We start from the raw sequence: 12656 nt of genomic DNA on the forward strand, positions 1-12656 counted from the left end.
CCGCACCTGTCGCTCCGGCTGCTCCCGTCGCTCCCGTGGCAGAGCCCGTCGCGCAGGCACCGGTCGCCCCGGCGGCCGTGGCTCCGGCCGCCGTCGCCCCCGCCGCCCCGACGGGCGGCTCGCACGCCGGCCCCGCCGGCTACGTCACGCCGATCGTGCGCAAGCTCGCGAACGAGCAGGGCGTCGACCTCGCGAGTGTCACGGGCACCGGGGTCGGCGGTCGCATCCGCAAGCAAGACGTCATCTCGGCGAACGTCCCGCCCGCGGCATCCGCTGCCGTCGCCGCACCCGTGCGCCAGGCGCTCGAGATCTCGCCGCTACGCGGCACGACCGTGCCGATGACGCGCCTGCGCAAGGTCGTCGCCGAGCGCGCCGTCGTCTCGATGACGTCGACCGCACAGCTCACGACCGTCGTCGAGGTCGACGTGACCCGCGTGGCGCGCCTGCGCGACAAGGTCAAGGGCGAGTTCCTCGCAAAGACCGGCAACAAGCTCTCGTTCCTGCCGTTCTTCGCGATGGCGGCCGCCGAGGCGCTTCGTGCGTACCCGATCATCAACTCGACGGTCGACGGCGACAGCATCGTCTACCCGGCGCAAGAGAACATGAGCATCGCGGTCGACACGGAGCGGGGCCTCCTCACTCCTGTGATCCGCGATTCGGCCGACCTCGACCTGGCCGGTCTCGCCGCTCAGATCGCCGATCTCGCCGAGCGCACGCGCAACAACCAGCTGAAGCCCGACGAGCTCTCGGGGGGCACCTTCACCCTGACGAACACGGGTTCGCGGGGCGCGCTCTTCGACACGCCCGTCGTGTTCCTGCCCCAGTCGGCGATCCTCGGCACCGGCACGGTGGTGAAGCGCCCGGTGGTCGTCTCCACCGACGGCGCCGATGCGATCGCCGTGCGCTCGATGGTCTACCTGGCCCTCTCGTACGACCACCGCATCATCGACGGCGCCGACGCGGCCCGCTTCCTGACCGCGGTCAAGCAGCGCCTCGAAGAGGGCGCGTTCGAGACAGACCTCGGCATCTAGTCGAAGATCTCTCGCAGTCGCCAACCGGCCTCGCTTCTCATCACGAGCAGCGAGGCCGGTTCGCGTTCCGCCGCCACCCCCGCATAGGGTGCGGTCAGGAGCACCGCCGACCCCATCTCGGTGACGATGGAGACTCCGGTCGCGTCGAGTTCGGCGGGCACCTTCCCGCCGTCGCGGGCCGCGGCCATCGCCGCAGCGTCGGCCGACTCGAGCGCCGAACCCGGCTGCACCACCTCTGACAGGCACGTCAGGTCGAGCGCGTCGAAGCACTCCTGGCGCCGCTCGAGCAGCCGCTGCACCGCGGAGACGACGTCGTCATCGGCCGCGGGCCCACCGGGTGCTGCTGCCGCGTCCCCCGCTTCGGCGCCGCCTGCGGCGACGTCACCTGCCACGGCATCGCCTGCCGTGGCCTCGGGATCGGCAGCGGCGCCGCCCCGCCCGCCCGGCGAGCTCTCCCCCGACCCGGCTCCCGCCGGCCCGTCGACTCCGTCACCGCCAGCGGCGGCGGGCGGCACCATCGTCAACAGGAGCGTCAGCACTCCCCCACCGGCGAGGCCCGCGACGAGCAGGGACGAACGCCGCCGACGCACCGCGAGCCGAACACGCGCAGCGAGGCCCGTGCCGGCCGCACGATCGTGTTCACGCCGGTCTCCGCCGGCGAGGAAGGCGGGCCACTGCGCGAGTTCGAGCAGCGTGCGCCGGCCCTGGGCCCCCTGATCGTCGCGGGCGGCCCCCTGATCGTCGCGGGGACGGCCCGTCGGCGCGTCAGTCGGGTCCGGTCCGGCCGACATCACGGGGTGGAGCGGTGCGGTCATCCGGGCCGGCAGCCCGGGTCGACGCGCCGTAACGACGACACCGCCGACGGGCATCGGCGCGGCCACTGCGAACAACGCCCGCTCGAGTTCACCTTCGCACGGCGTGAACGGCCGTGCCGCGACCCGGTCGTGCAGGAGCTCGGCGACGGGCATGAGCTGCTCTGGCCGGTCGGTGCAGGCGACCACGTCGTCGATCAGCTCGGCGAGGGCGACGTGCCCGGCACGCAGCAGCGGCGTGCGCTCGTGCGGGGCCACCGGCAGGCGCGCAAGGGAGCCAAGCCCGATGAGCCGTGGGCGCCCCTCGCCGTCGAGCTGCACGTCGCCGGCCGTGAGCCTCGTGTGCACGAAGCCGAGTCGGGCGAGCTCGCCCATGGCGACCACGATCGGCGCGAGGATCGTGACCGCCTCGCCGGCTGCCAGCCGGCGTTCGGCGAGCAGGCGTGCCAGCGACGGCCCGCTGAGCCGCTCGACCGCCAGCGCGCAACGCCCGTCGTCGAGGGTCGCGACGTCGAAGAGTTCGGGCAGCGACCCCGAGGCATCCGTCGACATCGCCTCGATCTCGACCGCGAGCGCCGCACCGGAAGCTGCCGCGTCGTAGACCCGCACGACCACGAGCGGCGAGGGCTCGTCGGGTGCGGTCTCGTACCGTTCGTCGACGGTCGCGAGAAAGACGTCGGCACGCTCGCCCGAGGCGATGCGCCGCAGCAGCCGATAGCCGGCGAGCGTCGCCTCCGTCGGGGTCGACCGCACGGGAGCCGGTTCGGCGTCTGGGACTCGTCTGCCATGTCGCACCATTCGGCCAGCGTGCTGCGCCGGAGCGGCCGACGAGAGCGGTCGCCCGCCGATTGTGGACGATCGCGCACGTCGGCCGACTGTGGAGGACGAGTGACCTAGGCTGGATCCCATGCTCGACATCGTCGTCACGGGGCTAAGCGCCAACTCCGTGCCGTACATCGAAGGTCTCGACCTTCAGCGCGCCGTCCATCGCGCGGTCGTCGCGGGCGAACGCCCCGACACCGTCCTCCTGCTGGAGCACCCCTCGGTCTACACCGCCGGAAAGCGCACTGCGCCCGACGAGCGGCCGACCGACGGAACCCCCGTCATCGACGTCGACCGCGGTGGCAAGATCACCTGGCACGGCCCCGGCCAACTCGTCGGGTACCCGATCCTGCGTCTGCCCGAACCCATCGACGTCGTCGGCTACGTGCGACGACTCGAGGGCATCCTCATCGACGTGCTCGCCGGCCTCCGGCTCGAGTCCCGTCGTGTCGACGGCAGATCGGGTGTCTGGGTCGGCGCGCCCGGCCGGGAGAACAAGATCGCCGCCATCGGCATCAGGGTCGAGAGCGGCGTCACGATGCACGGCTTCGCCCTCAACGCGAGCAACGAGCTCGACGCCTACGACCGCATCGTCGCGTGCGGCATCCGCGACGCGGGAGTCACCACGATCAGCCGCGAACTGGGTCGCACCGTGACCCCGGCAGATCTCGTCGAAGCCGTGTCAGCGCGGTTCCGCGCCGAGGCGGCGATCGCCGCGTGAGCACGATTCCCGAGGGGCGCAGGATGCTGCGCCTCGAAGTCCGCAACGCCCAGACGCCGATCGAACGCAAGCCCGAGTGGATCAAGACGCGTGCGAAGATGGGCCCCGAATACCGGGCGCTCCAGTCGCTCGTGAAGAGCGAAGAGCTGCACACCGTCTGCCAGGAGGCCGGCTGCCCGAACATCTACGAGTGCTGGGAGGACCGCGAGGCGACCTTCCTCATCGGCGGCGCGCAGTGCACGCGCCGCTGCGACTTCTGCCAGATCGACACCGGCAAGCCGGCCGACTACGACGCCGACGAGCCTCGCCGCGTCGGCGAATCGGTCGTGAAGATGCAACTGCGCTATTCGACCGTCACGGGTGTCGCCCGCGACGATCTGCCCGACGGCGGCGCGTGGCTCTACGCCGAGACGATCCGCCAGATCCACGCCCAGTCGCCCGGCACCGGCGTCGAGATCCTGGTTCCCGACTTCAACGGCGAACCCGAGCTGCTGCAGCAGGTCTTCGGCGCGAGACCCGAGGTCTTCGCGCACAACGTCGAGACGGTGCCGCGCATCTTCAAGCGCATCCGCCCCGCATTCCGCTACGAGCGCTCGCTCGACGTGATCACGCAGGGCCGCGACGCCGGGCTCATCACGAAGTCGAACCTCATCCTCGGCATGGGCGAGGAGCGGGCCGAGATCTCGCAGGCCCTGCACGACCTGCACGACGCCGGCACCGACATCATCACGGTCACGCAGTACCTGCGGCCGAGCCCGCGTCATCTGCCGGTCGCGCGCTGGGTGCGGCCCGAGGAGTTCGTCGACATCAAAGAGGAGGCTGAGTCGATCGGCTTCCTCGGCGTGCTCGCCGGTCCGCTCGTGCGCTCGTCGTACCGTGCGGGCCGGCTCTGGGCGCAGTCGATGCACGCGAAGGGGCGGCAGCTGCCCGTTGAGCTCGCCCACCTCGCCGACACTTCGCTCGGCTTCGCGCAGGCCGTCGGCTGACGGGCTCGCGTCGTCTCGGGCCGCGAGCGCACGCGGTCCGAGACGACGCTCCGCGCCGGTATCCTTGAGACCATGGCACGCACCAAGGACGCATCGAAGGCTCCGAAAGAGCCCGGCCGCTTGAAGCAGATGTGGCAGGTCTTCCAGATGACCCGCCGCTACGACTCCACCGCGCAGTGGTTGATGCTCCTCGGGTTCCTCGCCCCGGTGCTGGTGGGCCTCGGTCTGGCGCTCTGGCTCGGCGAGGGCAACGGCTTCACGATCGCGCTCTGGGTCGTCGCGGGTGTGCTCGCGGGTCTGCTCATCGCCCTCGTGATCCTCGGTCGTCGTGCCGAGCGGGCCGCGTACTCCCAGATCGAGGGCCAACCAGGTGCCGTCGGCGCCGTGCTCCGCAGTGGTCTGCGCGGCGGCTGGGTGGGCAATGAGATGCCCGTCGCCGTGAACGGCAAGACGCAGGACGCCGTCTACCGTGCCGTCGGCCGCGGCGGCGTCGCCCTCATCAGCGAGGGCCCCGTTTCGCGCACGAAGCGCATGCTCGACGACGAGCAGCGCAAGGTCACACGCATTCTGCCGAACGTTCCCATCACGCTCATCTCGGTGGGAGACGACGAGGGCTCGATCGCACTGCACAAGCTGCCGTCGGCGCTGCGCAAGACGACGAAGGCGCTCACGAAGCCCGAGGTGCTCGCCGTCTCGAACCGTCTCAACTCGCTGCAGAACTCCCTGCCGATCCCCAAGGGCATCGACCCGATGAAGGCTCGGCCCCAGCGCGGCAAGATGCGCTGACCCGAACCAGGATCAGTGGCGGACGAGATCAGTAGCGGATCAGCACCGTGCCGGCGATCTTGTCGTGGAAGCCGCGCTGGTCGGAGTCCCAGACGAGTGCGGGCACGACGATCAACAGCAGAGCGGTGCGCACAACGGGCCGCCAGGCGCCCACCCATCCGCCGTCGAGCGGAATGACCCGCATGCCGAGCAGGCGGTGCCCGATGCTGCCCCCGATGGTCGGGATGAACACGATCTGCAGCAGACCGAACACGAGCGGCGTGACCCACGTGTACGCGACGGACTCGTAGGGCGTGAAGAGCAGCGAGATGAGCATCGCGCTCGCCCAGTCGACCGCGAGTGCGGCGAGACGCCGACCGGCCCGGGCGACCGAACCCCGCCCCTCGCGCGGCAGCCCGAGGCGCTCACCGGGCCACCGGCTCGGTTCGAGGTCTCCGAAGGTCTGGGGTTTCGCGTCTGGCACCACACGAGTCTACCGAGCCGTGTTGGGCGTAACATGGCCGAAACATTCCGGTCACGGCAGGGAAACGGCGCCGGGTTAGCCTCACTCACGGCCGTGAAAAGCCCGTCCGGCCCTAGATCCTCTTGGAGACTGCGCAAACATGTTCCGCGATTCGTCCGAAGTTCTCAAGTTCATCACCGACACGGATGTCAAGTTCCTCGACATCCGCTTCACCGATCTTCCGGGCGTGCAGCAGCACTTCAACATCCCGGCCTCCACCGTCGATGAAGAGTTCTTCACCGTCGGCCAGCTGTTCGACGGCTCCTCGATCCGCGGCTTCGCGAACATCCACGAGTCCGACATGCAGCTCATCCCCGATGTGACGACCGCGTACATCGACCAGTTCCGTGCCGAGCGCACCCTCGTCATGGTCTTCGACATCTACAACCCGCGCAACGGCGAGATCTACTCGAAGGACCCCCGCCAGGTCGCGAAGAAGGCCGAGAAGTACCTCGCCTCGACCGGCATCGCCGACACCGCGTACTTCGCCCCCGAGGCCGAGTTCTACATCTTCGACGACGTGCGCTACGAGGTCAACCAGCACTCGAGCTTCTACTCGGTCGACTCCGAAGAGGGCGCCTGGAACAGCGGCCGCAAGGAGGAGGGCGGCAACCTCGCCAACAAGACGCCCTTCAAGGGCGGCTACTTCCCCGTCAGCCCGGTCGACAAGACGGCCGACCTGCGCGACGACATCTCGCTCAAGCTCATCGAGGCGGGTTTCCAGCTCGAGCGTTCGCACCACGAAGTGGGCACCGGCGGACAGCAGGAGATCAACTACCGCTTCGACACGATGGTCGCCGCAGCCGACGACATCCTGAAGTTCAAGTACATCGTGAAGAACACCGCCGATCAGTGGGGCAAGACGGCGACCTTCATGCCGAAGCCGCTCTTCGGCGACAACGGCTCGGGCATGCACACCCACCAGTCGCTCTGGAGCGACGGCAAGCCGCTGTTCTACGACGAGGCCGGCTACGGCGGGCTCTCCGATCTCGCCCGCTGGTACATCGGCGGCCTGCTGAAGCACGCCCCGGCCGTGCTCGCGTTCACCAACCCGAGCGTCAACTCCTTCCGCCGGCTCGTTCCCGGCTTCGAGGCTCCCGTCAATCTCGTGTACTCGGCCGGCAACCGCTCGGCGTGCATCCGAATCCCGATCACAGGCACCAACCCGAAGGCCAAGCGCATCGAGTTCCGCGTGCCCGACGGCGCGAGCAACCCATACCTCGCCTTCGCGGCACAGCTCATGGCAGGCCTCGACGGAATCAAGAACCGCATCGAGCCCCACGAGCCCGTCGACAAAGACCTCTACGAGCTTCCGCCCGAGGAGGCCAAAGCCATCCCGCAGCTGCCGGGTTCGCTCGACGCGGCGCTCGACGCGCTCGAGGCCGACCACGACTTCCTCCTCGAGGGCGGCGTGTTCACCAAGGAGCTCATCGAGACCTGGATCGACTACAAGCGCGAGAAGGAGCTGAAGCCCCTCGCTCAGCGCCCACACCCGTTCGAGTTCGAGCTCTACTACGGCGTCTGACCCTGCAGCCCCCTCTGCAGCCGCCAAGATCCGGGCCTGCATCCCCCGTGCAGTCGTGAGATCCCGGCCCTGATGGGCCCGCACCGCTTCGGCGGGGCGGGCCCATCTCGCGTTCAGCCCGAGGTCGGCTCGCGTCGGGGCTCGACGCCGTAGAAGCCACGGTCGAAGACGGCGCGTGCCCGGCGCGTGACGTGCAGGTAGTCCTGCTCGAGTTGTGTGGCCGAGCCGGGCGGGTAGCCCATGATGCGGGCGACGCCCTCGAGCTGCGAGCGTTCGACGGGCAGCACGTCGGTCGTGCGGTCGAGCCAGAGCGTCAGTGCCGACCGGGCCCGCGACGCGAAGACCCACGCCGCCCGCAGCGTCTCGGCATCGGATGCCTCGACGAGACCGTGCTCGACGGCCGCCGCGAGGGCGTCGAGGGTCGAGGTCGTGCGCAGCGCCGGCACTGCGGCGGCGTGCTGCAGCTGGATGAGCTGCACGAACCACTCCACGTCCGAGAGCGAACCCCTCCCGAGCTTCAGGTGCCGGGTCGGGTCGGCGCCCTGCGGCAGCCGCTCGTTCTCGACGCGGGCCTTGATGCGCTTGACCTCGCGCACGTCGCGCTCGCTGATCGCCTCGGGGTAGCGCACGGTGTCGGCGAGCCGGGTGAAATCGTCGACGAGCGCCCGGTCGCCGGCGACGCCGCGGGCGCGCAGCAGCGCCTGTGCCTCCCACGTCAGCGACCATCTCGCATAGTAGGCGCGGTAGGCGTCGAGCGACCGGGCGACCACGCCGTTGCGCCCCTCGGGCCGCAGGTCGGCGTCGAGGTCGAACGGCAGGCGCGCGTCTTCGCTGAGTCGCACCAGTTCGGCCACGATGCGCAGAGCCCGCGAATGGGCGGCGTCGGCCGCGGCATCCGCGACCCGGTAGACGTAGATGATGTCAGCGTCGGAACCGATGCCGAGTTCGCGACCACCGAAGCGGCCCATGCCGATCACCGCGAACTCGATACCGTCGGGTTCGCCGCCGCGGATGGCGGCGACGAGGGCGGCGATGTGGTTCTCGGTGACGTCGCTCAAGGCGTGGCCGAGTTCTTCGACCGTGCAGACGTCGAGGATGCCGGACAGCGCGAGCCGCAGCACCTCGCGGCGACGGATGGCGCGGAAGATCTTGGCAGCGACGTCGGGCTGCTCATGGCGGGCGAGCACCGCACGGGTCTCGTCTTCGAGGGCGGCGAGACTGCGCGGGCGCAGTTCGTCGAGGTCTTCGAGCCACGCCACCGACTCGGGGCTGCGTTCGAGCAGTTCGGCGGCGAAACGCGAGCCCGAGAGCACCCGGGTGAGCCGCAGTGCCGCATCGGAGGAGTCGCGGAGCAACCGCAGGTACCAGTGCGTGGTGCCGAGCGTGTCGCTGAGCCGCCGGAACGAGAGCAGCCCGAAGTCGGGATCGGTGCCGTCGGCGAACCATGAGATGAGCACGGGCATGAGGGTGCGCTGGATCTGCGCACGGCGTGAGACGCCGGCCGTCAGCGCCGCGATGTGGGCGAGGGCGCCGCGCGGGTCGCGGAACCCGATCGCCGCGAGGCGCGCTCCGGCCTGCTCGGTCGTGAGGCCGAGCCCCGACGCCGGCAGTGCCGCGACCGCCGACAGCAGCGGCCGGTAGAAGAGCCGCTCGTGCAGACCGCGCACCCGTTGCCGCGTGCCCTGCCAGACGGCCGTGAGTTCGTTCGCCGTACGGCCGAGACCCGAGGCGCGTGCCAGCACGCGCAGCCGGTGCTCGTCGCGCGGCATGAGGTGCGTGCGGCGCAACCTCTCGAGCTGCACCCGATGCTCGAGCACGCGCAGTACCCGGTAGTCGCGCGCGAACTCGGCCGCCTCCTCGCGGCCGACGTAGCCGAGTTCGGCGAGGGCGGCGAGTGCCGGCAGCGTGCCGCGCTGGTGGATGCCGTCGTCGGAGGCTCCGTGCACGAGTTGCAGCAGCTGCACGGTGAATTCGATGTCGCGGATGCCTCCTGGCCCGAGCTTGATCTGCACGTCGATCTCGTCGGCGGGAATGTGATCGGTGACGCGTTCGCGCATCGCCTGCACGGATTCGACGAAGCCCTCGCGGCTCGAACTCGACCACACCTTGGGCGCGACGCCGTCGCAGTATCGGCCGCCGAGCTCGAGGTCGCCGGCGAGCTGGCGCGCCTTCAGCAGCGCCTGGAACTCCCAGCTCTTGGCCCACCGGTCGTAATACTGCAGATGCGACTCGAGGGTGCGCACGAGTGCGCCGTCCTTGCCCTCGGGGCGGAGGTTCGGGTCCACCTCCCAGAGGGGCGGCTCGATGCCGGGCTCGCCGATGATGCGCATCGTCAGCATCGCGAGCCGGGTCGCGATCTCGAGTGCGCGAGGTGTGGCGACGACCTCTTCGTCGGCCGATTCGGCGACGAAGATGACGTCGACGTCGCTCACGTAGTTGAGCTCGCGAGCACCGGCCTTGCCCATGCCGATGATCGCGAGCCGGGTCGCCTCGACCTCGGCCGCCGGATAACGGCCGGGTGCGGCGGGCTCCCCGGGCAGGCGCCCGGCGACGCGGCGAGCTGCCGCGAGGGCGGCATCGAGCGTGGCACCGGCGAGATCGGCGAGCCCGGCGGCGACGACGTCGACCACGTCGACGGCGTCCGCTCGGGTGAGGTCGTACACCGCGACATCCGCCAGCAATCGTCGGTAGCGGATGCGAATCGCGCGCGCGGCCGCCTCGGCGAGCTCGGCGGGAGCGGTCGCTGCGACGTCGTCGAGTGCGGCGAGCATCGATGCACGCGCCTCGGCGACGGTGGGCGGCGCCTCCGGCACCTGCGCGAACATCGAGAGCTCAGAGGGATGCCGCAGCAGGAAGTCAGCGAACCCACGGGACGCCCCGACGAGTCGCACCAGACGCGCCGCGGCCTGCTCATGTTCGAGCACACCCGTGATCTCGGCCGGCGCCTGTTCGTGCAGACGCGTGACGAACGCGAGCGCGTCGTCGGGGTCGGCGGCCTGGGCGAACACCTCGAGCAGCACCTCGACGTCGATGCCGGTGTCGGCGGACAACGACTCGAGCGACGCCCCGGCGACCCCGAGATCGGCGAAGCCCGCACGAGCGACTCTTCCGAGGGTGGGGGCCCGACGAGACATCCGCTGCGTCAGAGGATCTCGAGGTTGCGCTGCAGTTCGAACGGCGTGACCTGCGAGCGGTAGTCGCGCCACTCGGCGCGCTTGTTCGCGAGCACGTAGGTGAAGACCTGCTCGCCGAGCGTCTCGGCGACGAGCTCGGACTCCTCCATGAACTGGATCGCGTGGTCGAGGCTCGCCGGCAGCGGGTCGTAGCCGAGCGCACGTCGCTCACGGTCGGTCAGTGCCCACACGTCGTCTTCGGCCTCGGGCGGCAGTTCGTACCCCTCTTCGATGCCCTTCATGCCGGCCGCGAGCAGCAGCGAGAAGGCGAGGTAGGGGTTGGCCGCCGAGTCGATCGCGCGGTACTCGACGCGGGCACTCTGACCCTTGTTGGGCTTGTAGAGCGGCACTCGCACGAGGGCCGACCGGTTGTTGTGGCCCCAGCAGACGAAACTGGGTGCCTCGTCGCCGCCCCAGAGGCGCTTGTACGAGTTCACGAACTGGTTCGTCACCGCCGAGATCTCGGCCGAGTGGTGCAGGAGGCCGGCGATGAACTGACGCCCGATCTTCGACAACTGGTACTGCGCGCCCGGCTCGTAGAACGCGTTGGCGTCGCCCTCGAACAGCGAGAGGTGCGTGTGCATGCCCGAACCCGGGTACTGCGAGAAGGGCTTCGGCATGAAGGTGGCGTAGACGCCCTGCTCGATCGCGACCTCTTTGATGACGGTGCGGAACGTCATGATGTTGTCGGCCGTGGTGAGCGCGTCGGCGTAGCGAAGGTCGATCTCGTTCTGGCCGGGGCCCGCCTCGTGGTGGCTGAACTCGACCGAGATGCCGAGGTCTTCGAGCATGCGCACCGAACGACGACGGAAGTCGTGGGCGGTGCCGCCCGGCACATTGTCGAAGTACCCAGCCGAGTCGACGGGCTGCGGACCCTCGGGGCCGTACTTCGACGACTTCAGCAGGTAGAACTCGATCTCGGGGTGCGTGTAGAACGTGAATCCGCGATCGGCCGCGCGCGCGAGCGTGCGCTTCAGCACGTTGCGCGGGTCGGAGACCGCCGGCTCGCCGTCGGGCGTCGTGATGTCGCAGAACATGCGTGCGGTCGGGTCGATGTCGCCGCGCCACGGCAACGTCTGGAACGTGGTCGGGTCGGGGTAGGCGAGCAGATCGGACTCGAAGGTGCGGCTCAGCCCCTCGATCGCCGAGCCGTCGAAGCCGATGCCCTCGGTGAACGCGCCCTCGACCTCGGCGGGCGCGATCGCCACCGATTTCAAGGTGCCGACCACGTCGGTGAACCAGAGTCTGACGAACTTGACCCCTCGCTCCTCGATCGTGCGAAGAACGAAGTCGCGCTGCTTATCCATCCACACCCTCTCTCGCACCTCTCAGCGTACTGGCTCAGGGCGCGCCGACGCGGCCGGTGACGCATGCCTCGTGTGCCAGACTTGGCGCATGTCAGGCGAGCCCCAGAACGCAGCATCCGACACGTCGACCGGCACCGAGCTGAACCCCTACGGGGGCGCCGCCGCGACCGGGGGGCCGAAGCGCGTGCGAACCCGGCACTTCCAGAACGCCAAGCGCGACGGCATCAAGATCACCGGCCTCACGAGCTACGACCAGTTGACGGCGCGCATCTTCGACGAGGCGGGCATCGACTTCCTGCTCGTCGGCGACTCGGCCGGTAACAACGTGTTCGGCTACGAGACCACGCTCGCGGTGACGGTCGACGAGCTGATCCCCCTCACGCGTGCGGTCGCCGGCGCAGTCAAACGCGCCTTCGTCATCGCCGACATGCCGTTCGGTTCCTACGAGAACGGCCCCGAAGACGCCCTGCACACCGCGGTTCGCTTCATGAAAGAGACGGGGGCGCACGCCGTCAAGCTCGAGGGCGGAGAGCGCAGCCACAAGCAGATCCGGCGCATCGTCGGCGCCGGCATCCCCGTGATGGCCCACATCGGCTACACGCCGCAGAGCGAGCACGGCCTCGGCGGCCACGTGATCCAGGGGCGCGGCGAGGGCGTCAAGCGGTTGCTCGCCGACGCGAAGGCGGTGCAGGATGCGGGCGCGTTCGCCGTCGTGCTCGAGATGGTGCCGGCGGATGCCGCGCGGCAGGTCACCGAACTCCTCGACATCCCGACCATCAGCGTCGGAGCCGGGCCGCACACCGACGGTCAACTGCTCGTCTGGACGGACTGGGCCGGCCTCACGGTCGGCCGGGTGCCGAAGTTCGTAAAGCAGTACGCCGACCTCGCCGGCACGCTGAGCGCCGCCGCGAAAGAGTGGCGCACCGACGTCGAAGCCGGTGTGTACCCCAACTCCGAGCACTCGTACGAGTAGCTCAGTCGTCGGAGCAGC

Annotated in this window: 10 protein-coding genes; 6 read left to right on the top strand and 4 right to left on the bottom strand. The window is 69.8% G+C overall.

Annotated features, from left to right (window positions below):
* Positions 1-1031, top strand: a 1031-nt coding sequence (gene sucB, locus ACWGST_RS09655; RefSeq protein WP_452046444.1) for a 2-oxoglutarate dehydrogenase, E2 component, dihydrolipoamide succinyltransferase, incomplete at its 5' end; no start/stop codon positions are given.
* Here sucB and ACWGST_RS09660 read toward each other — a convergent pair.
* Positions 1028-2596 (bottom strand): hypothetical protein, encoded by a 1569-nt coding sequence (locus tag ACWGST_RS09660; RefSeq protein WP_452046445.1) that lies wholly within the window; start codon positions 2594-2596, stop codon positions 1028-1030. The genes sucB and ACWGST_RS09660 overlap by 4 nt on opposite strands.
* A gap of 154 nt (positions 2597-2750) precedes the next feature.
* On the opposite strand from ACWGST_RS09660, the gene lipB reads away from it, so the two are divergent.
* The 3 genes from lipB (at position 2751) to ACWGST_RS09675 (ending at position 5158) form a co-directional block, all read left to right on the top strand.
* Positions 2751-3386 (top strand): lipoyl(octanoyl) transferase LipB, encoded by a 636-nt coding sequence (gene lipB / locus ACWGST_RS09665; protein WP_452046446.1) that lies wholly within the window; start codon positions 2751-2753, stop codon positions 3384-3386.
* Positions 3383-4372, top strand: a complete 990-nt coding sequence (lipA, locus tag ACWGST_RS09670) for a lipoyl synthase (RefSeq protein ID WP_452046447.1) — start codon at positions 3383-3385, stop codon at positions 4370-4372. The genes lipB and lipA overlap by 4 nt, the downstream gene beginning before the upstream one ends.
* A 72-nt stretch (positions 4373-4444) precedes the next feature.
* Entirely contained in the window at positions 4445-5158 is a 714-nt protein-coding gene (locus ACWGST_RS09675; RefSeq protein WP_452046448.1) for a DUF4191 domain-containing protein, read from the top strand.
* 28 nt (positions 5159-5186) lie between these two features.
* On the opposite strand, the gene ACWGST_RS09680 is transcribed toward ACWGST_RS09675, so the two are convergent.
* Positions 5187-5621 (bottom strand): RDD family protein, encoded by a 435-nt coding sequence (locus ACWGST_RS09680; protein WP_452046449.1) that lies wholly within the window; start codon positions 5619-5621, stop codon positions 5187-5189.
* 139 nt (positions 5622-5760) lie between these two features.
* Between ACWGST_RS09680 and glnA the strand changes: the two genes are divergently transcribed.
* Positions 5761-7185, top strand: coding sequence for a type I glutamate--ammonia ligase (glnA, locus tag ACWGST_RS09685; protein WP_452046450.1), 1425 nt, complete (start codon positions 5761-5763; stop codon positions 7183-7185).
* Positions 7186-7298: 113 nt separating this feature from the next.
* On the opposite strand, the gene ACWGST_RS09690 is transcribed toward glnA, so the two are convergent.
* Together ACWGST_RS09690 and ACWGST_RS09695 are read right to left on the bottom strand one after the other, a co-directional pair.
* Positions 7299-10319: a bifunctional [glutamine synthetase] adenylyltransferase/[glutamine synthetase]-adenylyl-L-tyrosine phosphorylase gene (locus ACWGST_RS09690; protein WP_452046451.1), complete on the bottom strand. Its 3021-nt coding sequence runs from the start codon at positions 10317-10319 to the stop codon at positions 7299-7301.
* 8 nt (positions 10320-10327) lie between these two features.
* Positions 10328-11665 (bottom strand): glutamine synthetase family protein, encoded by a 1338-nt coding sequence (locus ACWGST_RS09695; protein WP_452046452.1) that lies wholly within the window; start codon positions 11663-11665, stop codon positions 10328-10330.
* Between the two features lie 88 nt (positions 11666-11753).
* Between ACWGST_RS09695 and panB the strand changes: the two genes are divergently transcribed.
* On the top strand, positions 11754-12638 hold the full coding sequence (gene panB / locus ACWGST_RS09700; protein WP_452046453.1) for a 3-methyl-2-oxobutanoate hydroxymethyltransferase: 885 nt from the start codon (positions 11754-11756) through the stop codon (positions 12636-12638).
* Positions 12639-12656 lie beyond the last annotated feature (18 nt).

This window comes from Agromyces sp. NPDC055520 (genome assembly GCF_053619715.1).